Here is a 19,833-nt window from a genome sequence, read left to right as displayed (position 1 = left end):
TGGAATATCTGATGGACATTGTGAACAAGGTTATTCCGGTGCTGATTGCCGGTCTGTTCTTTGGTGCGGGCCTTCCGGCGCTGTATGCTCTGGGTCTGCGTCTGCTGGCTGGCCGTACCGAGTACACTGCGGACGGTAAGCTCGTTGAAATTGAGCCTCCGGGAACGGTGGCGAAGATTGCCGCGTCTTGCATTTTTGCTATTATCGTAGCAATCGTAATCATCGGTATTCTCTGGGTCGCTAAGGACTTTATCGACCACACTTTCGGCTGGAATATCTTCGGCGTAACCGGTGGAGGCCACTAATCCCGTGAACACTAAATTGCATATGATGACTGCTTCGAAGGAGGGGCTCGATGCCTGATAAGAGCATAATCTCTCGAGTAATCGACTGGCTGAGCGTCGGGTATCCCAAGGATGTTCCGGTGCAGGACCGCGCGGCAGTGATGGCTATTTTGAAGATGCGTCTGACCGATGAGCAGCTGCAGGAAGTTGTTCGCCAGCTCATGCAGTCTCGTGCTGCTCGTGGCGAGGCGTACGTGAGCGACCAGCGCATTAACGAGTACATTCGTCGAGTGGTGGATCATACCCCGACCCCGCAGGATATTGACCGCGTCGCTAAGATTCTGGGTGCGCACGGCTTCCTGATTGCGGAGAACCACGTGAACGAGGACGCTGAGCCTACGACTGGCGGTACCGAGTACGTGACCTACGACGATCCGACGACCGGCGAGATCCGTATTGCTGAGTTGGCTGCTGAATCGGCTAATATTCCGGCTCCGAATGCTACGGCTGCGCAGGATAACTAAATAGCCTGCGGTGAGGGTTGAGAGCTCTCATGAAGTTTGTGACCTATGGGGTGGACTGAGTCCACCCCATAGGTTTTCTTTATGCCCTTCGAATGATGCGCAGCGGGTTGTCGGCATGTGCATGGGTGCGGGCGGTATTCTAGAGGGACTTCACTCCCCTCAAACCGTTGGTGGGCTTTGCGCTCGCCCTGCATCATGGAGATTCTGTGTCTTCTTCCCCTTCTTTGGAACCCGAGAACTCTCACATTCCCGATACTTCTACCCGGGGAGCCTCTCAGGGCTCTTCTGAGGCGGCATCCGTTGCCGCTGAGGACTCTGTGGCTAAGACCCCTTCTACCCGCGTCGATGCCGCTAAAGAGGCTATCGCCGGGCAGGCGCGCCGCCTCGTGGTGCCCCGCCGTTCCCTGCTTCTGACCGGCGGCGTGGTTGCCGCCGCCGGGGTGCTTGCCGCAATGCCGCAGATTGCCGCCACCGGTGTGCTGGGCGAGGATGCGGCGGCGGTGGTTTCAAACGAGAAGCTGCTGGCACGCCGTGAGCGTCTGGTTCGCGAGAATATTGATACCCGCTACCTGAAGATTGAGTCGCTGGGGCGTATCTATGTGGGTAAGGGGCGTAGTGAACAGGACCTGCGCCTGGTGGGTTCTTTCTCCCTCACGGAGGTGGCACAGGCCGATTTGGCGGCGGCCGCTACGGCTCTGACGAACCTGTCCGTTTACGGTTCTCTGCATCGGCTGAGCGTCACCTACGGTGGCGTGGACTCGGCGAATGACCCACAGAACGTTGCTAACACCGCTACGGATGCTCCGGTGAGCCCGCTGCGCGTCAATGATTCGGCGACCCTGAAAGAAGAGCAGTGGCTGAAGGTGCTGACCGCTAACGCGGCGTTGGGAACTAATGTGAGCTATGCGCAGGTGGGTCTGCTGGCGGATGAGTTGCGCCTGAATGCCGTTGTGATTGATGAGAACTATGAATCCCTGCTGAAGCGTTTCCGCTCCCTGGCTGAGCTGGATCTGAAGAACGAGCGGGTGCAGCAGATTCACCTGAATATTCAGTTGGCTCCGGAGAAGGCAGTAACCCTGCCCTCGGGTGCGCAGTCGAAGGTTTCGGTGAGTGTTGCGGAGTCTTCGCGTGTGGCAACGGTGGCTGATGTGCTATCGAAGGCCGCCACGAGGAAGGAGCTGAATACCCTGGCATCGTTCTCGCTGGTGTGGAATGCCCGTGAAAAGTACCCCTCAGCGAGCCAGTGGGATGCTTTCAAGCTGGGCTTCAAGGGACCGGAGTCGAAGGAGGAGTCCGCGAAGGAGGCGCAACGTACCGCGATTCGTAAATATCTGCAGGAGGTTAGCGTCCCCCTGCAGGCTCTGACGAAGCGGGAGGCGACAGTGCCGGGTGAGGTGATTACCTAAACCCATCAGTAATGTGATGGGTCTAACTAAAAAAATATGCATGAGGATTTGGTGAAGCCGCAAAAGGTGTTATAGACTAGTAGAGCACCACGGGGGCGTGGCGCAATTGGTAGCGCATCTGCTTTGCAAGCAGAGGGTTAGGGGTTCGAGTCCCCTCGCCTCCACTTTCCGGTGATTATAGCAAGAGGGAAACGCCTGGTTCCATTCCGAACCCAGAAGCTAAGACTCTTCGCGCCGATGGTACTGCACTTTTGTGGGTGTGGGAGAGTAGGTCATCGCCGGTTTATTTTTGAACCGAGAACCCCATGTCGAAAGACATGGGGTTCTTTGTATATCGGGTACGTCAGGGTATATCCGGGCATGTCAGGGAACTACCGCAGGGGGCACCCCGGGGTATATGCACGGGGAGATTCAGCGCTCTACCTGTAGCATCTGTAGCGCCTCCTCTCTCCCCTTTCCTCCCCCCATAAAGAACAAACAATAGCCGCCCGCCAGAGTAAAACTCTTGGCGGGCGGCTATCTTTCATAAAGCGCTCCCTCGCGCCGCTAGCGGCGCCTCAGAAAGCTATCTTAGATCCCCTGAGAGAAGAAGAAGATACGGGAACGCTTATGCGTTCTTCCAGGGGTCCTCCACGGGACGAGCTGCGTTGTAGGCTGCGGCGCCTGCAACACCCAGAGCAACCAGCAGACCCAGGAACGCCAGGCCCTTACGGGGGCGCTTGCCGCCGTTACGCTCAATACGAGCCAGTTCCTTCTCAGCGGCACGAACAGTCTTTGCGGTAGCCTTACGAGCCTTCTTCAGGGCCTTCTTGTTGCCGGTCAGCTTCTCAGCGAACATCTCAGCGGTCTTGCCTTCCAGCGCGGACTCAACAGCAGCCAGAGAAGAGACAATAGTCTGAGCCTTAGCAGCCTTGCGTGCCTTACGCTTCTTGCAGCAGAACATGGGGTGACCTCCATCGGTTGAAATGCGCCAGCGACCAGAAAACGCCGCCGCGCGCGTAGTGTTCACCTCTCAGGATATTCAATTCCCGCCCAAAAAGCCCGCCCAACGGTGCGCCCGGGGCGAAAAAACATGTTAGATGGCGAATGAGCGCCGCCCCGTGCCACAATAGAGCCATGACTAATGCAACTGCTAAGGCAACTATCCACACTAACTACGGTGACATCGTCGTCGAGCTCTTCGGCAACCACGCACCGCTGACTGTTGAGAACTTCATCGGCCTGGCTGACGGCTCCCGTCAGTGGAAGCACCCCCGCACCGGTGAAATCATGAACACCCCCCTGTACAAGGACGTCGTGTTCCACCGCATCATCAAGGACTTCATGATTCAGGGTGGTGACCCCCTGGGCATGGGCGTTGGTGGCCCCGGCTACCAGTTCAAGGACGAGATTCACCCCGAGCTCTCCTTCTCCAAGCCCTACCTGCTGGCAATGGCTAACGCAGGCCCCGGCACCAACGGTTCTCAGTTCTTCATCACCACCGTTGAGACCCCTTGGCTGAACGGCCGCCACACCATCTTCGGTGAGGTTACCGACGAGGCATCCAAGAAGGTTGTTGACGCTATTGAGGGCGTTGAGACCGGCTTCCAGGACCGCCCGGTCAAGGACGTTGTCATCTCCTCGATCGACATCGAAAAGCTCTAATAAACCCCATCGGAAGGCTCATACGAGCATTCTGCTGAAGGTGTTGAGAAAACACGTATAGTTCAGGGGCCCGCCAGGATTCTTCCGGTGGGTCCCTGCGCTTATATGCCCCCCCCACACCACCCCGGTTGATCCGGCATACCACCCCTGGAGGTTCAGTGGAGAACTTTCCCAACTACATGAACTACGGGCAGAGCCCCACGGTCTGCGTCAACCACCCCGACCGTGTCAGCTACGCCCAGTGCGGGCGCTGCAACCGCACCGTCTGCGGCGAATGCCAGGTAGCGCTGGATGTGGGCATGGTCTGCCCCGATTGCTACCGCGAACTTAAAAGCGGTAGCTCGAAGGCGAAAGGCTCGTTCCTGGCGCGCCACTGGCATATTACGTACACGCTCATTCTGATTAACGTCGTGGTGTATGGTCTGCAACAGCTTATTCCCAACGAATGGGTGGTTAGGCATGGCAACATCTGGTGGCCCTATGTCCAGCACGGCGAGTACTACCGCATCATCAGCTACGGTTTTCTGCACATGCAGAACGACCCGATGCACCTGGTGTGGAACATGATTAACCTCTTCATCTACGGTGTGTCCCTCGAACGCATGATTGGGCGATGGAAGTTCCTTGTGGTGTACCTGGGCTCTATCATCTTTGGTGCATTAGGCGTGTATGTGCTGGCTCCTGGAACGAGCGTGGTGGGTGCCTCCGGTGGTCTATTCGGTCTCATGGGCTCGTTCTTGACCCTGCTAATCATCATGAAGCAGAAGGACACCGCACGAGTGTTCGTCATGATTACTGCCCCGAACATCATCTATAGCATTCTGACCCCGTCGAATATCTCCCACGCATGCCACGCGGGTGGTTTTATCGGTGGTGTGCTGTTGACACTGCTGTTTGTCCCGCTTGTGGATAAGCCCGAGTCCTCGAATCCGCCGCAACAGAGTCCGCAGCAATGGCAAAACGGCAGGTACTAAGCCTGAAAATACGTGAAAAATCTTCGGAAAATCCGGCACAAAATCTTTGGAGGGTCAGTGGAGAACTTTCCCAACTACATGAACTACGGGCAGAGCCCCACGGTCTGCGTCAACCACCCCGACCGTGTCAGCTACGCCCAGTGCGGGCGCTGCAACCGCACCATCTGCGGTGAATGCCAGACGGCACAGGATGCGGGTGTAGTCTGCCCCGATTGCTACCGTGACCTCAATGGAGGCGCCTCGAGCCCGAAGCGTTCCTTCATCGCCCGTCACTGGCATATTACGTACACGCTCATCCTGATTAATGTCGTGGTGTACGGCCTGCAGCTGATCATTCCGTTCCGCTGGGTACACAATCTCGGCATGATGTCTGGTCCCCGTGTCCACCACGGCGAGTACTACCGCCTCATCACGCACGGGTTTGTGCACTCGCAAACTGACCCGATGCACCTGGTGTGGAACATGATTTACCTCTTCATCTTCGGTGTGTCCCTCGAACGCATGATGGGGCGGTGGAAATTCCTCTTTGTATATATGGCGGCTACCGTAGGTGCCGGCTGCAGTGTGTACCTCTTCACCTACTACCGTGGTGCCGTGGGCGCATCAGGCGGTGTGTACGGCCTCTACGGCGCGTTCTTCGTCCTTCTGCTTCTTCGGAAGCAGAAGGATACTGCACGCCTCTTTATTCTGCTCATGGGTATTGACGTTGTGCAGAGCCTCTTCCACCCGAATATTTCTCACGCGGGACACTTTGGCGGTCTTGTCAGTGGCGCACTAGCAACCCTGCTGATTATCCCGTTCGTGAAGAAACCCGAGTCCTCGAATCCGCCGCCGCAGAGCCCGCAGCAGTGGCTCAACGGCAGGTATTAAGCCTGGAAAACCGCGGAAATCCGGTGCAGAGACACGTTATCCACAGCAGTTTTCCACACTGTGTATAACTACATTCGTGTAATTCCACGAGTGTGAGTACATGTTAAAAACCTGTGGATACAGGCTAAAACAACCGAATTACACGGGGTGAATTACACGGGTGTAAGAGTTTTCCCCAGATTTCTCCACAGATGTGGAAAACCTTAAATACCAGGGTGTGTGTAATTACAAAAAATTCCGGTGCTACGCACCAACAAAAAGTGCCCGGAAGGATCAACCTTCCGGGCACTTTCACGTATCGAGCCCCTTACGGGGCAAAGAAGCAGCGGGTGCGAACCTAGTTCGCCTGAGCTTCCGCCTCCTCAACCTCCTCGGGGGTGAGCTCCACGCCGGTGTACAGGCGGAACTGCTCAGCGGCCTGCAGAGCAATCACCTCGCCGCCGTGAATAACTTCCTTACCCGCCGCGCGAGCCGCACGAACCAGCGGAGTCTCAACGGGCATCGCCACCACGTCAAAGACCACCTGTGCCTCAGCAATAGCCTCCTGCGGGTAGGACAGCTCCTCGCTCTCCTCACCGCCAGCCATGCCAATCGGGGTCACGTTCACCAGAATCGGCGCTCGCAGGTTGCCCACCTCCGGCGCCCAGGCGTACTCGTAACGCTCAGCCAGCGCGCGGCCGGTCTCCTCGTTACGGGCAATAATCATGCCCTGCGAGAAGCCCGCATCAAAGAACGCACCAGCCACAGCCGCAGCCATACCGCCCGAACCGCGCAGCAGGAACGGCAGAGACGGATCCACATTATGCGAACGCAGCAGGGAGGCCACCGCAATCACATCCGTGTTGTACGCCTTCAAGAAGCCGTCAGTGTTCACAATCGTGTTCACCGCACCAATAACCGCAGCTGAGTGGTCCATATCGTCCATCAGCGGGATAACAGCCTGCTTAAACGGCATAGACACCGAGCAGCCACGAATACCCAGAGCACGTACGCCGGCGATAGCACCCTCAATGTCGGTGGTGGTCATCGCCTTGTACAGGTAATCCAGACCGTGCTTCTCGTACAGGTAATTGTGGAACTTAATGCCGTGATTCGACGGGCGACCAGACAAGGAAATGCAGACCGTCGTATCGCGGTTCAGCGCCGGGCGAGTCATCTTAAGCCTCGCCGCCAGCGTCGAGAGTGTTCTGGATCAGCTTCTTCACCTTGTTGCGGCTCACCAGGTCAGCGACCACAAAGTGGGTGTCGCCGGTATCCACGGTGGGGACGGTTGCGTTGCCGTCGTTGAGGGACTTCACGTGCGCTTCAGCCTGCGGATCCTCCCAAATGTTGACCCAGGTAGCGTGGTCGCCCAGCTCGCCCAGCTTAGAATCCAGAGCCTCGCAGTAGGGGCAGCCGGGGCGCCAATAAATGACGACGCCGCCATCCTTCATGACCTCGCGTGCCTTCTGCTGATCGGACTGCTGACGTTCAAACATAGTTCCTCCATAAACAGGGTGCTCCGCGGTCTCCAGGAGGCGCTAAAACCTGCCTGAGGGCGCAGCTCAATAAGTTGATGTATCAAGCATAGCCTGAGTACGTAGGTGCGGGGGAGAGGCCCTCATCGGGCGAACGCCCGCGCCGCACCCCGGCAACCCGCACAGCACTCCCGCAGAAGCCTTCACCCTGCGCCCCAGAAGCCTTCCCCCGCGCATTAACGGCATACGCCCCACACCAAGGTTGCCGGACCAATGATGCGGGGCGTATACAGTTCGCGAGAAAGCGCGAGCACTTGTGCTGAGTAAGAGTAAAAGAAGAGTGAAAACAGGCTACCAGGCGGTAACCGAAGCTGAGCAATATGCCGAGTGAGTCGGTGAATGAAAGAACCCAGGCGGGGCAGAACGCCCCATTATTCGAGAGAGATGTTGAGTGAAAGCCGTTGAGTGAAAGCCTGTGATGCAAACCCAGGGAAATGGCGCCCTACCCCATGAGGAAGCGAGGCAGGGCGCCAATCCAAAGGAGGCTGTCGCCTTACTTGCCGAACTTCTCGGTCAGCTTGGAGACGTTCTCGGTCACGACCTCTTCAACCTTGGCAACGTGCTCGTCGGTGACGACCTCCTTGCCAGCCTTCTCGTTGATGACTTCCTGAGCCTTGTCGAGGCCCTGCTCAACGGTGCCCTTGATATCGAAGCCCATGGGGGCCTCCTTTCTGCGCTTTCGCGCTCTAAAGCCTCACTTCAAGTGAGGGGTCTGCCCGGACGGGCAGAAAACTGGAGTGTGATGCTTTGGTGGACGAAACCTGCAAGCTGGGTTTGTATGTGACGGTAGAACCCAGTGTAGATGCTATCCATATGCCGGACTATGCGCATCGAAACTTTACAGCTCACGGATTGCGTCCGTCGATAAGTGTACATACCCGCGAAGGCAAGAAAAACCACCCTCAGAAAACGTGGCGCCACTTTTGACCAATGACCAAAAAATTATGGCTTATCAGCGCGTTATTACGGGGGATGAGCGGAGGAAATTTGCAGAAACTCGCAGGAAACTTCCAGCTATGAATATTGTTCAAAACCCCGAAAAAACGCCCCTATGACACCCCGCTGATTTATGACAGACTTCAGCACCCAACCCTACAACACCGGAATATCCGTAGGAGCAGCGCCCGCAGCCCAATCATGAGACGCCGCAAAACCAGCAACCATCGGCAAAAAACGAGGCGCCGCATAGCCGCGCACAGCATACGCAGTCGCCACCGCATCCGCGGCAGCCTCCAGCTGAGAGGTCGGAATCAGCGCCATCACCGCGCCACCAAAACCACCACCCACAATACGGGCACCCAACGCGCCCCGATCCAGGCACACCTGCACCGCATCATCAATCTCAGGGCGAGAAACACGCAACTCATCACGCATCGATACAAACGACTCCGTGAAAATGCGGCCCGCCTCCTCAAACGCCGCAAAGCCCAGCTCATCAGCATGTTGCAGCAAATAGCTCGCACGACCCACCAGAGTCATATCGTGGAACGCATGACGCACCCAACCACGCGGGAACGAACACGGACGACCCGCATCCTCCAGAGCATCCAAGGCACGATTCACCGAAGAATCCACCAAGTCAGCACGCCACGCCTTTGCCGCACGCGCATCCATACCCGCACACGACAAATCCTCCGGTAGGGCATCACGCAAAAAACGCAGACCCAAAGCGTCAGCGCACGTCTCAGACGCCGCACGACGAGCCGCAAAACCGCCATCCGTCAGCTCATGCGGAGTGTTCGTATCGATCACCAAAAAACTCAGGCCATGCTGGGCAATATCCACCGCAACCGGCTCAATCGAAAAATCACGGAAATCAATCACCAGAGCCTGCTCCGGATACGAACGCAACGACGCCGTCTGATCCAGGCCACCCGTATGCGCGCCAGCCACCTTATTCTCAGCCGTAATACACACCTGAGCCAGACGCGCACGCAAAGCATCACTATCAGCCGGGGTAGCATCCGCCTGCGGGCACTCCTCACGCACCGGACACGAGAGCTCCAACAACGCCAACGCCGTCGAACACTCCAAAGCCGCCGAAGACGACAAACCGCCACCCACCGGAACACGAGAATTAATCAGCAGGTCAGCACCAAACTCATCGGGCAGCATAATATCCCTGCCGCCCTCCTGATTCATCGCCCACGCAACACCCGCCACATAGGTGAACCAGCCCTTTAAATGACCCGGCTGGATATCGCGAATCACGACCGTGCGCTCGTCGCCGGGCATCTGCAAAGAAGCCGCGCGCAACACACCATCACGACGCAACGCACCCGCCACATAGGTGCGGTACGGCAACGGCATCGGCAGGCACGAGCCACCCAAAAAATCAATGTACTCGCCCAAAAGATTCAGACGCCCAGGCGCAGACCACACACCATCCGGCTCGTAACCATACGCAGTAATAAACTCCTCACGCACACGCGCAATCTCCGCGCTATGGTCCGGAAGAGCCGCCCACTGGGCGGTAGCGGTCATCGACATGGAACACCTCTGATAAAGCCCAACAGGGCACTAAAACATAAACGACACCCTTCGCGCACCCGATACACTCCGGGTACAAGCACGTGTCACCTCTAGACTAAAGCAGAAAACCAGCGAACATCGACTCAGCCGCCAAACCGCACCGGTATCAGCGTGCGGCAGGGCAGCCAAAAGCCAACGCACGCAAAAGCCCCGCACCCTACAAGGGGGCACGGGGCAACATACATAACTAATAAACCAACAGAAGGGCCAAGCGATTACGCATCCTGCGTATAAGGCTCCTGCACCACCATCATCGTGTCAATGGCAGAAAGCAGATCCTGGCGGTAACGGTTAAACGCATTCTCAATCAGAGGAACATCGCCACTCGCCACAGCCTCCTGAGGCGAAATCAGCGGCAGAGTCTGATACTCCTCCACCAGGCTCAACGCAATATGGGTCAACAAACGAGCACGACGTAGCGCCTCCGCATGACCCAAACCAAGAGCCTGGAACTCATGAGCCATAGCCACCACAGGCTTCAACTCACGCGGGTGCAGAGCCAAACTCAAACGCACCACCTCAGGGCACTCACGAATCGGGTACAGCAGGGAGAACAACGTATCGCCGCGGCGAATCATCGAAGCACGAATAGCCTCCGGATTCGCCTCAGCCTCCTCAGACATCGACTTCGGGGCACGAGCCAGAATGTAATCCGCCAACAGAATCAGAAGCTGCTGCTTATTCTTCACGTGGTAGTACAGGGCGCCGGGAGCCACGTGAAGCTCCTGAGCGAGTCGGCGCATGGAAAGGTCCGCCAAACCGTAGGTCGCCAAGACCTCGTAGGCGGTATCTAGAATCTTTTCACGGGAAAGTACCACCCTTTCATTTTAGGGTGTTCAAATCTGTAACGTGAGCAAGATGCACCCCACGGCAAACAAAAACCCCACAAATACGCGGCACAAACCCAAAAAGCAATGTTGATTCTCACTCACCCGGAGCGAACGGTTCGCGTTTCACGAGCACTTTTGCCACCAAAACCACTCCAGCACGCACAGAACAGGTAGCCGCCCACGCTCTCGGCATAAAATCACGTCTTAAACCGCCCAAAACCGCCAAGACAGGTAAACCTCGCGGGCGCACGCCCCAAAATCAGGTGTTTAATATTCGGTATGAGCAATGCATTTTCTGAACTAATCGAGCGCGCCACCGCAGGCGAAGGCCTCAACCGCGAAGAAATCCACACCCTCCTCGTGGATGGTGAAGGCCAGGACTTCGCCCTCATCGAGGCAGCCTCCGTCGTGCGCCGCAACGAATTCCGCAACATGATTGCGATCCACACCGAAGATGAAGCACTCGCCGACGCCCTCGGTACCCGCTCCATCGCCGTGGACTCCTACGAAGTACTGGATATCTCCCGCGATATCGATTCCGAAGAACTCGCGGCAACCATCGAACGTATTGCTGAATCCTCCGCCATCGGCGTGACCGTACTACTGCCCGAAAATGCAGTACCCATGATGCTGATGCGCGTGCTGTCCATCCTGCGCCTGGCAGCACCCGCCAAGGTCATTCACCTGCCCGAAGGCTACGAACAGTCCCTGCGCTCGCTGACTTCCCTCGCAATGCACGTGGTCAGCGCCATTACCATTACCGACGACATTGAGCAGTGGCCGATGGTTAACGAGGTGCTCAAGGCACTGCGCCACGGTGGTATCGTCATCTCCGGCACCGGTGGACGCGACGCCCTCGCAGGCTACCTGCGTTACCTCTCCGACCTGGGTGTGGATCTCATGGGTCACCGCGATGCACGCGGCTCCGCCTGCGGCTCGGTCGACGGTGGCGGCTGTGGCTGTGGCTCGGGTGGCTGCGGTAGCCACGAGGAGCCGGCACATTCCGCCGGTGGTTGCGGTTGCGGCTCGGGCGGATGCGGTTCTTCCGCTGAAGCTCCCGGTGAGCCTCACGGCCACTCCCACGGTGGTGGCGGTTGCTGCGGCGGCCACGACGAGCCGAAGGAAGAAAAGGGTGGCTGCTGCGGTGGTCACGACGAGCCTGAACCGGTTGTCGAGGAAGCCTCCGCTGGCGGTTGTGGCTGTGGTGCTGGTGGATGCGGCTCTAAGTAATCCGCTAGAGGTAACTACCCCAATCGATATATTCCAAATATAGAATTTTCCCCTGGATAACCTGCTGAAAAGCAAGGATATTCAGGGGAAAACTCTATATTCCGTAAAGAGCATTAGGCTTAGAGGTAAACAACACCACAATAAACGGTGCAGAACCCCCATATCCGAAAAGCGGAATGAGCCCCTCCGGTAGAGTAGAAAGACGTAGCCGACTAACCCTAGCCGCGCGAAAGGAACAACACCGGACCAATGCTTTACCTCTCCGTTATTGTCATCATCCTGATTGCGACCGTGTTTATGGTCAGCGTCGGTGATCGACTCAACCTCCCCTGGCCGGTCATGATGACCCTGCTCGGCACCGCCGCGCTCTTCATCCCCAACCGACCGGATCTTACTATCGACAGCGACATCATCCTGCCGATCTTCCTTCCGCCGCTACTGTGGGCCATCGGCGTTAAATTCTCCTGGGGCACCCTGCGCCGCCGCTGGAGATCCGTACTGCTCTACTCGGTCCTTCTCACCACCGTCTCCGCCCTGGCAATTGCCAGCGCAGCCATGTGGTGGGTCCCCGGTATGACCATCGCCGTCGCCCTTGCCGTCGGTGCCGCCGTCTCCCCGCCCGACCCCGTCGCCGTGGAAGCAGTCGCTGAGCCCGTCGGCATCCCCCGCCGCCTCATCGGTACTCTGCAGACTGAAGGTAGCTTCAACGACGCTATCGCAATCGTTCTCTTCCACGCCGCAATCCACTCCATGACCAGCGGCCACCACATCGAGCCGCTCTCGGTCGCCAAGGACTTCGTGCTCGGCTCGATCCTCGCGGTCATTATTGGTTATATCTTCGGCTGGCTTGGCGGCTACGTTCGCCAGCGTGCCCACGACGTGGTCACCAGCAACGCCGTGACCCTCATGATCCCCTTCGGCGCCTACCTCGCTGCTGAAAGCGTGCACGCCTCCGGCGTTATTGCCGTGGTCATCGGCGCTATCCAGTTCACCAGCACCAAATACATGGCGGCACTCGAAGCGGAAGAACGCCTCTCCTCCACCTCCTTCTGGCAGATTATTGAGCTGCTCATGACCGGTGTCGCTTTCGGCCTCATCGGCCTGCAGGCAAGTAGTATCATCGCCACCGCCGACCCCTCCCGTATCGCAAGCCTCTTCGCTGACGGTGCCCTGGTCGCACTGGTCGCCATCCTGGTGCGCCTCATCTGGTTCACCATCGTCTGGCTGGCAGGACGCAAGAACCCCATCCACGAGGGTGCACCCGAAAGCTTTGCTGAAGTTATCGTTATGACCTGGTCCGGCATGCGAGGCCTCGTGACCCTGATTCTTGCCCTGTCCATCCCCGTGGTCAACGGCACCGAACAGGTACGCCAGGACGCCATCGTCATGATGCTCTCCGTACTCTTCTTCACCCTCGTGCTGCCCGGCCTGACCCTGCCCCTGCTCGTGAAGGTCCTTGGCGTGCAGGCTAACCATGAAGAAGAAACCGCCGTACCCGAGCTGCTCCAAATTGCGCAGGACGCCGCCCTTGAAGCGCTACAGGCTGAAGCGAAGGCAACCACCGACCCGGAAACCTACGCTCGCGTGAAGGAAATGTGCTCCGCCATTACCCGCCGAGACGAAATTAGTGAGGCACTGCCCGAAGAATACAAGCAGTACATGGAGAAACTTAAGGACAAGAGGAACGACTTTGTACGCCTGCGCGACGCCGCCCTCGTCGCCGCGCAGAATGAGGTCATTGCGGCGCAGGACCGCTACGACTCCCACGACGTGACCCGCGTGGTGCGTAAGCTGGACATCCTGGCGCAGGCTGAAAGCATCCGCTCCTCCGGCATGTTCATTCTGCCCGCCATGACCGCCGGCGCGGTCGCCATGGAACGCTACAACCTCTGGAAGAAGCACCAGGGCACCCTGAGCACCCGCGCAATCCCCGTGGTGGAGAACGCGCCCGCCTCGCCCCTGGTCACTAACGAGGTAACCCCCAAGTCCTAGCCGGTACGCCCGTGCGCGAACACTACGTTTCTGCCCCTGCCTACGCCACCGAGTAAAGCCCGCTGGTCTTTAGCTCACAGGCGATAGACAGGGGCAGAAGCAGATTAAGCCTCAACTATCACCTAAAATGAGAACCGAACGTTAGCTCTCTCAAACTCACGAACACATTGAAAGTAGACATGGATTTCAAGACTCTTTCGCCTGCGTACCTGACCTCCCTCGGCGTGATTTTTTGCGGCGCGCTCTTGATCGGAACCTCCAGCCCCTGGCTCCTGTGGCTCGGCTGGATTCTTCTGATTCTTGCGCTGGGTCTGAACGTCCTTGCCTTCGTGCTGTCCGTGGGTAAGGCGAAGGGTAACCCGACCCCCGCACTGGTTGCCAACCTGGACGGCTTCGAGTCCTCTGTGGAGAACCGCATCCGCGAGCGCTCGGAGCACCGCCGTGAAGAGCGTGAAGCTGCTGAGCATGAGGTAGTCGAGCAGGAGGCGGGCGAGCACGAGGTAGTGGCGCAGGCTGAGCAGGAAGTAGCTCCCGCTGAGGCTGTTGAAGCGACCGAGCCCGCTGAAGCTGCAGAGGTCCGCGAGGAAGAGCCCACCGAATCTCAGCCGATTGTTGCTCCCGCCCCCGGTCGCATGAGCGTTCTGCCCTCGCGCCCCCGTTCGGGTCGCACCCCCAAGCCCCGCTCCAACGCACGCTAAGGCAGGTCGGTCGTGAATACGAAGTTTTTGCTTTCCCCGGCGTACCTGGTTTCTGTTGCCCTGATGCTTTCCGGTGCGGTGCTTTCCGGCGGTCGGTTCATGCTGATCGGCTGGATTCTGTGCATTGTGGGCGTCTGCCTGAACGCCATGACCCTGGTCGTGCTGACGAACCGCGAGCAGCTGTACACCATGGACGCGAAGGCGGTTCGCGCCTCCCGCCGCGGCTTTGATAATCGCCCCGCTGTGGTGCAGCGCCTGGATGAGGTTCCGGCTACTGATGATGCGGGCGAAGAACCTGCGGAGCTCACCGAGGGCGCCGCAGAAGAACCTGCTGAAGCACTTGTTGAAGCGCCCACGCAGAAGACCAACTAGGCTTTATACCTTTAGACGCTAAAACCCCCTCAGAGAACATCTGAGGGGGTTTCTTGATGCCTGTGCACTCACGATGTTTAGCGCTGAGCACCCAGCTTCTGTGCCGCGAAATCCGCGTACTCCTGCACGTGCGCGCGAGCCTGCTTGGTCAGCGCCTTATTCTCCTCCAGGATGCGCGCCGACTGCACCGCCATCAGCTCCAGGTACTGGCGGTCGCGGGTTTTCTTCCAGGCGGTGCGTGCCGCCTCCAGCTCCGCAAAATCGTTGAGCGCCTGACGCTGCATCGTGTAGCGAACCCACATGAGCACCAGAATCAGCACCAGCGGGATGAGACACGCCCAGCTCTGCCACAGCCCGTACAGCGCCGCCGCAATGGCGCCCAAAACAATCAGCACCGGGGAAATCGAGACGATGGGGGAGTCCGGGCGGTTCTTCTGGTTCTTCACGAGTGATTCACGCGCCATAGCGCGGAAGGTGTCAGAGAAGCTGGACGGGTCGTAAGACTGGGCAGGCTCCGGTTGCTGGCTCTTCTGGGACTGGCTCTTGGGAAACTGATCCTTGCCGGGCTGGTTCTTACGGGGCTGAGAAGCGGAAGGGCACATAGAAACCTCACGAGGGTACACGGGGAGTAACGGGAAAGCGGTGTTTCACGTGAAACGGGGGAGCGGATGTGACGGGGAGGGGGAGCTGCGCAAGAGAAAGCGGCTAGACGGGTTCAGCGCTCGCCTAGCCACCGCCTTCGAATCAGCTACAGGGAAGCCTCAATGAACTCGTACGCCTTATCCACACAATCGGTGGTGACGGCCTTGACCTCATCGGGGGAGTAGCTGAAAGACGCCGAACGGTCGGCGTAGCGGTGCATGTCGATATCGTTCCACGAGTCGCCAATCGTGTGCACCTCATAGGAGGTGCCCGGATGCTCCGACTGCAGGTACTCCACCAGATGCTGCAGACCGGTGCCCTTTGTGCAGGCGGGCGGCACAATATCCAGGAAATCCTGGTTCTTGTGGCAGTCCACCGAATCACCAAAACGCTCCAGAATCCAGGTGTACGCCGCCTCGCGAACCTGAGCATCCGGAATCCACAGGGGCACACCCACGTACTCGTGGTTCTGCAGGTCGTCAGCCGGCAGGGGAGTGAACTCCGGCAGGATATTCGTCGAGGAGCCCACCCGGTCGCAGAGGCTGTAATCGTTATCCAGAGTCGTCGCGAACAGAGCCACGCCGTCCACGGTGCTGAAATGCTCGTAGCACGCTTGCACAACACTCACCGGAAGAGGCTGATGGTAAATCACCCGGTACTGCCGGTCAGTAATCACCGCACCCGTGTACAGCACGTGGTAATCAAAACGGATGGCGGTCGGGTTCAACGCCAGTTGCGTGGCAAAAATGCTCTTGCCCGTGCACGAGACCGCCAGGTTACCCTCCGCCTGCCAGCGGGCAATCGCCTGCTCAGTGGCAGGCTCCACGGCACGGTTAAACAGGATCGTGCCGTCAAGATCGAAAGCCATCAATTTGGTCATAGAAACTCCTTCGCGGGAGGGCTGCATTGCCGCGAATTGTGCGCCGCAACCCATAAAAAACGGGGGTGCCGCCGGTACTTTTAAGTGTACCGACCGCACCCCCACCACTTGAGATATAGCCCCTGAATCTCACGCCTTCACTGAAGGGTGAAAGGGCTCATTCCTCATATTTTTAGAGAGCCAGGAATCCCAGGTAGGAACCGAGGATGCCCACGCCAAAGAGGGCGAAAATCAACCAGATGGCGTTAATCTTCTTCTTCAGAAGCCACATGCACAGGAAGCACAGACCCAGCGAGGCCAGGCCCGGCAGCAGATCGTTCAGCACGGACTGGACGGTCACATTTACCGTCTCGCCCGCCTGGTTTGTGTAGCTAGTCAGTGGCAACGGAATGTTCACGCTCGTCCAGCGGTACACCAGAGCACCCATCACGAACAGGCCCATCACGGAGGCGCCCTGAGTAATCTTCTGCAGGGTGTTGCCGCCCGCCTCGGTCACAATCTGGGTGCCCTTCTCGTAGCCGTACTTGAAGCCGTACCAGCGGGTTGCCCAACGAATTGCGGTCATGCCGAAGAAGAACAGCAGCGGGCCCAGAATATTGCCGGTCACCGCCAGGGATGCGCCCAGAGCCGCCAGCACGATACGTGCGGTACCCCAGAAAATCGGGTCGCCCACGCCGGCCAGTGGGCCCATCAGGCCCACCTTAACGTTGGTGATGGCGGCTTCGTCAATGTCCTTACCGGCTGCCTTCTCACGCTCCATCGCAGCGGTCACGCCCATAATCGAGGATGCAACCCACGGCTGGGTGTTGAAGAACTCCAGGTGGCGGGTCAGCGCCTCCGCCTGGTCTTCTTTCTTGGTGTAGAAGCGCTTAATGGCCGGAATCATGGAAACCGCGAAACCGATGGACTGCATGCGTTCGAAGTTGAACGAACCGAGCAGGAAGGTGGAGCGGATGTAGGTGTCGACCTTATCGCGCTGGGTGAGCTCGGGAACTTCAACGAGCTCGACGTTCTTGTTTTCAGTCATGGTGATGCTCCTTATTCGAGCTCGTTGTCGAGGTCATTGGCGGCGGCCGGTGCTACGGCGGGTGCCTCACTCTTATGGAAGAGCGGGTTCAGCTGCGTGTACAGCAGGCCCAGGCAGGCGCCGACCAGGCCGATAGCAACCAGGTTGAACTGTGCCGGGGTGGACAGTGCCACGAGGACGTCCTTTGAGCTTCCGCCGGGTAGCGGCACAATCGACTGGGTTGCCGGGATAGCGGCGGCGGCGATGAAGCCGAGGAAGAAGAAGGGCATGAGGGCCTTCGAACGCATCATGTTGATGACCATTGCGAAACCGACCACGGTAATCATGCCACCGGCAATACGCAGACCGATGGTCACCTGTTCCGGAATCATGCCCAGCAGGCGGGTCAGCTCGTCGGAGCTAATCAGCGCCACAATAGCGGTCGGGATAGCCACGCGCAGACCCTGCAGAGCCATACCGCTAATGTGCATCAACTCAATACCGCGGAAGTTAGCCGTCTTTGCGAAATTATCCGCCTGATGCTGGAAGAACACCGTAATGGTACGAACGAAAATGGTCAGAACCTGACCTGCTGCCGCCAGCGGCACAGCAATAGCAATACCGGTGGTGATGTCCTGGTGACCCTGAATCACAACAACAGCGGAGATGGTGGACGCCAGAGCTGAGTCGGGAGCCATCGCCGCACCGACGTTCATCCAGCCCAGGGCGATGAGCTCCAGTGCGCCACCGAGCATAATGCCGGTAGTCGGGTCACCCAGCGCAAAACCCATCAGGGTGCAAGCGACCAGGGGGCGGTGGAACTGACGCTCGTCCACCACGGATGCGACGCCCGCAATGAACGCCACGAGAACAACGAGAATAAACGTCAGGGCGCTCATGCGTCCAGGCCTTTCTGCTTGAGGATCTTTTCCAAATCAACCGGGGAGTGGTTGGGCAGCTGCTGCACCGTCAGCTTCACACCGCGCTTAATGAGTTCGCGGTAGGCTTCCAGGTGTTCCTCGGAGGCGTACACTGCGTCCGAGAGCTGAACCATGCCGGTCTTGAAGGTGACGCCACCAACGTTCACTTCGTTGATTTTGACGCCTTCGTCGAGCAGTCGCACCACGTCAACGGGGGATTCTACGACGAACATGGTCTTCATGCCGGTGTACTTGGGGTTGTTGTACACGCGACCAGCCTTAGCGATGTCCAGGACGTTGGTCTTCACGCTGGTCGGCGCGACCTGCAGCAGCAGGGACTTGCGCAGCTGATCGTGTGCCGCATTATCGGATGCCGCGATGAAGGTCTGCGGTGCGATATGCGGAACCCAGGTGCCTGCCACCTGACCGTGAATCAGGCGGGAGTCGATGCGGGTGAAGATAGCGTCCATGGTGCCGCCGGGAACCTGCTGAGCAGCCGGAACCTCGACCGCCTTGGTCTCTGCAGGCTTGGTCTCTGCGGGCTTCGAGTCGGCAGGCTTGGCGGCTACGGGCTGGTTTGCCTCCTGGAAGGAGCGAATACCCTTAGTGCCTGCCTTGTGCGCCTTAGCGACCAGGGACTTGAGGGTTGCGTTCTTACGGCCTGCGCCGGAGATGACCTCAATAAGCATCGGTACGTTGACACCGGAGACGACGTCGACGCCCTCGCGGGTGGCTGCGAACTGCGCACCGGCGTTGTAGGGGCTACCGCCGAAGAGGTCGACCAGCAGCAGGGTTTCTTCTGCTTCAGATGCCTCAACGATGCGGGTGTACTCTTCGACGAGATCTTCGGGGCCCTGACCCGGCAGGAACGTGACCGGGTGGACGTTTTCGAAGTTACCGAGGATCATGCCGGCGGTCTTCAGCAGAGCCGGAGCCGACTCGCCGTGTGCCGCCACAATGATAGTGACCATAGTGGTCCTCTCGTGTTCGTGACATGGTGTGTAGTGGCCCCGTGAGGAGCCTCATAATTCTCAGATAGTAACACGTTGTTTTTGTGTTTTGTGGGTTTTTTCTGAGCATGCACACTTTAGGTTCTTGTGACATTTTTTCAAGTGTTGGAATATGGGTTTTTGATGTCAAAACACGTATTTATTGCCAGGGTGTAAAAAATTTAAACAGAACACCGAAAAATGCTTGTCTGCGCGAAGGGGTTAGCGTTACTCTCGCGAAAATTCGGGAGTATTGGCGTCTTGCTGATGGACTGGCGAGGTGTTTGACGTGGAATATGTGGAGCGCACGAGTGCGAGAAAATGATTTACAAAGAAAATACCGAGCAAAAAATGAGTGTGCGAATCAAAAGATGTGGGATTAATAAAAAACCCACATTTTCCTGCGGTCTGTCCACAGAATGGTATTTCTGGAATACGCCGCTATAAACCGTCATTTCAAAATTTAAATCGACGCGCTAACGCGCGAAGGAAAACCCGGGAAAACGACAATTTAGTGACAGGT

The 19,833-nt window shown here is 58.0% G+C and carries 21 protein-coding genes, 1 tRNA gene and 1 rRNA gene; 12 read left to right on the top strand and 11 right to left on the bottom strand.

What is annotated here, in order from left to right; genetic code table 11:
• Positions 1–11: 11 nt before the first annotated feature.
• The 5 genes from HMPREF2842_RS07090 to rrf all read left to right on the top strand — a co-directional run bounded on the left by HMPREF2842_RS07090 (position 12) and on the right by rrf (position 2,498).
• Positions 12–305, top strand: a complete 294-nt coding sequence (locus tag HMPREF2842_RS07090) for a hypothetical protein (protein ID WP_065423854.1) — start codon at positions 12–14, stop codon at positions 303–305.
• A gap of 50 nt (positions 306–355) precedes the next feature.
• Positions 356–808 (top strand): DUF3349 domain-containing protein, encoded by a 453-nt coding sequence (locus HMPREF2842_RS07085; protein WP_070633553.1) that lies wholly within the window; start codon positions 356–358, stop codon positions 806–808.
• Positions 809–1,014: 206 nt separating this feature from the next.
• Entirely contained in the window at positions 1,015–2,214 is a 1,200-nt protein-coding gene (locus HMPREF2842_RS07080; protein WP_246823231.1) for an acetamidase, read from the top strand.
• 91 nt (positions 2,215–2,305) lie between these two features.
• Positions 2,306–2,378: transfer RNA gene (locus HMPREF2842_RS07075), tRNA-Ala, on the top strand.
• A 3-nt stretch (positions 2,379–2,381) separates the two neighbouring features.
• Positions 2,382–2,498, top strand: a 5S ribosomal RNA gene (gene rrf / locus HMPREF2842_RS07070).
• A 323-nt stretch (positions 2,499–2,821) separates the two neighbouring features.
• Here the strand turns inward: rrf and HMPREF2842_RS07065 are convergent.
• The gene (locus HMPREF2842_RS07065; protein WP_070615733.1) at positions 2,822–3,157 is read right to left on the bottom strand and encodes a hypothetical protein; all 336 of its coding nucleotides are present in this window, start codon (positions 3,155–3,157) and stop codon (positions 2,822–2,824) included.
• Positions 3,158–3,330: 173 nt separating this feature from the next.
• Between HMPREF2842_RS07065 and HMPREF2842_RS07060 the strand changes: the two genes are divergently transcribed.
• From HMPREF2842_RS07060 to HMPREF2842_RS07050, 3 genes are all read left to right on the top strand, one after another.
• Positions 3,331–3,858 carry a peptidylprolyl isomerase gene (locus HMPREF2842_RS07060; RefSeq protein ID WP_005508008.1) on the top strand — a complete coding sequence of 176 codons (528 nt, stop codon included), beginning with the start codon at positions 3,331–3,333 and terminating at the stop codon, positions 3,856–3,858.
• Positions 3,859–4,016: 158 nt separating this feature from the next.
• Positions 4,017–4,832, top strand: coding sequence for a rhomboid family intramembrane serine protease (locus HMPREF2842_RS07055; protein WP_083309226.1), 816 nt, complete (start codon positions 4,017–4,019; stop codon positions 4,830–4,832).
• A gap of 57 nt (positions 4,833–4,889) precedes the next feature.
• Positions 4,890–5,702, top strand: coding sequence for a rhomboid family intramembrane serine protease (locus tag HMPREF2842_RS07050; protein ID WP_083309225.1), 813 nt, complete (start codon positions 4,890–4,892; stop codon positions 5,700–5,702).
• A gap of 337 nt (positions 5,703–6,039) precedes the next feature.
• Here the strand turns inward: HMPREF2842_RS07050 and HMPREF2842_RS07045 are convergent, their stop codons facing one another.
• From HMPREF2842_RS07045 to HMPREF2842_RS07025, 5 genes are all read right to left on the bottom strand, one after another.
• The gene (locus tag HMPREF2842_RS07045) at positions 6,040–6,858 is read right to left on the bottom strand and encodes a shikimate 5-dehydrogenase (protein ID WP_049354130.1); all 819 of its coding nucleotides are present in this window, start codon (positions 6,856–6,858) and stop codon (positions 6,040–6,042) included.
• 1 nt (position 6,859) lies between these two features.
• A complete protein-coding gene (locus HMPREF2842_RS07040) occupies positions 6,860–7,180 on the bottom strand; it encodes a glutaredoxin domain-containing protein (RefSeq protein WP_012902647.1) in 321 nt (106 codons plus the stop codon).
• Positions 7,181–7,712: 532 nt separating this feature from the next.
• A complete protein-coding gene (locus HMPREF2842_RS07035) occupies positions 7,713–7,877 on the bottom strand; it encodes a hypothetical protein (protein WP_005504128.1) in 165 nt (54 codons plus the stop codon).
• A gap of 434 nt (positions 7,878–8,311) precedes the next feature.
• Positions 8,312–9,709, bottom strand: coding sequence for a galactokinase (locus HMPREF2842_RS07030; protein WP_005504129.1), 1,398 nt, complete (start codon positions 9,707–9,709; stop codon positions 8,312–8,314).
• 257 nt (positions 9,710–9,966) lie between these two features.
• On the bottom strand, positions 9,967–10,569 hold the full coding sequence (locus HMPREF2842_RS07025; protein ID WP_070633559.1) for a TetR/AcrR family transcriptional regulator: 603 nt from the start codon (positions 10,567–10,569) through the stop codon (positions 9,967–9,969).
• A 291-nt stretch (positions 10,570–10,860) separates the two neighbouring features.
• Between HMPREF2842_RS07025 and HMPREF2842_RS07020 the strand changes: the two genes are divergently transcribed.
• The 4 genes from HMPREF2842_RS07020 (at position 10,861) to HMPREF2842_RS07005 (ending at position 14,873) form a co-directional block, all read left to right on the top strand.
• A complete protein-coding gene (locus HMPREF2842_RS07020) occupies positions 10,861–11,811 on the top strand; it encodes a biotin synthase (RefSeq protein ID WP_070633562.1) in 951 nt (316 codons plus the stop codon).
• Between the two features lie 249 nt (positions 11,812–12,060).
• On the top strand, positions 12,061–13,803 hold the full coding sequence (locus HMPREF2842_RS07015; RefSeq protein WP_049340059.1) for a cation:proton antiporter: 1,743 nt from the start codon (positions 12,061–12,063) through the stop codon (positions 13,801–13,803).
• A 179-nt stretch (positions 13,804–13,982) separates the two neighbouring features.
• Positions 13,983–14,501, top strand: a complete 519-nt coding sequence (locus HMPREF2842_RS07010) for a hypothetical protein (protein WP_070643776.1) — start codon at positions 13,983–13,985, stop codon at positions 14,499–14,501.
• 12 nt (positions 14,502–14,513) lie between these two features.
• Positions 14,514–14,873 carry an ATPase gene (locus HMPREF2842_RS07005; RefSeq protein WP_070643769.1) on the top strand — a complete coding sequence of 120 codons (360 nt, stop codon included), beginning with the start codon at positions 14,514–14,516 and terminating at the stop codon, positions 14,871–14,873.
• Positions 14,874–14,950: 77 nt separating this feature from the next.
• On the opposite strand, the gene HMPREF2842_RS07000 is transcribed toward HMPREF2842_RS07005, so the two are convergent.
• From HMPREF2842_RS07000 to HMPREF2842_RS06980, 5 genes are all read right to left on the bottom strand, one after another.
• Positions 14,951–15,475: a hypothetical protein gene (locus HMPREF2842_RS07000; protein ID WP_210398799.1), complete on the bottom strand. Its 525-nt coding sequence runs from the start codon at positions 15,473–15,475 to the stop codon at positions 14,951–14,953.
• 146 nt (positions 15,476–15,621) lie between these two features.
• Positions 15,622–16,395 (bottom strand): HAD-IIB family hydrolase, encoded by a 774-nt coding sequence (locus HMPREF2842_RS06995; RefSeq protein WP_049340065.1) that lies wholly within the window; start codon positions 16,393–16,395, stop codon positions 15,622–15,624.
• A gap of 172 nt (positions 16,396–16,567) precedes the next feature.
• Complete coding sequence (locus tag HMPREF2842_RS06990) at positions 16,568–17,422, bottom strand: PTS system mannose/fructose/sorbose family transporter subunit IID (RefSeq protein WP_012902656.1); 855 nt, start codon at positions 17,420–17,422, stop codon at positions 16,568–16,570.
• Positions 17,423–17,433: 11 nt separating this feature from the next.
• Positions 17,434–18,300: a PTS mannose/fructose/sorbose transporter subunit IIC gene (locus HMPREF2842_RS06985; protein WP_012902657.1), complete on the bottom strand. Its 867-nt coding sequence runs from the start codon at positions 18,298–18,300 to the stop codon at positions 17,434–17,436.
• Entirely contained in the window at positions 18,297–19,292 is a 996-nt protein-coding gene (locus HMPREF2842_RS06980) for a mannose/fructose/sorbose PTS transporter subunit IIA (RefSeq protein ID WP_070643765.1), read from the bottom strand. Before HMPREF2842_RS06980 ends, HMPREF2842_RS06985 begins: the two co-directional genes overlap by 4 nt.
• Positions 19,293–19,833: the final 541 nt, after the last annotated feature.

Origin of the sequence: Rothia sp. HMSC069C10, from assembly GCF_001812205.1 — a bacterium.
Lineage (GTDB): Bacteria > Actinomycetota > Actinomycetes > Actinomycetales > Micrococcaceae > Rothia > Rothia mucilaginosa.
Note: the sequence above shows the minus strand (reverse complement) of the source record. Positions and strands in the feature narration are given on the sequence as shown.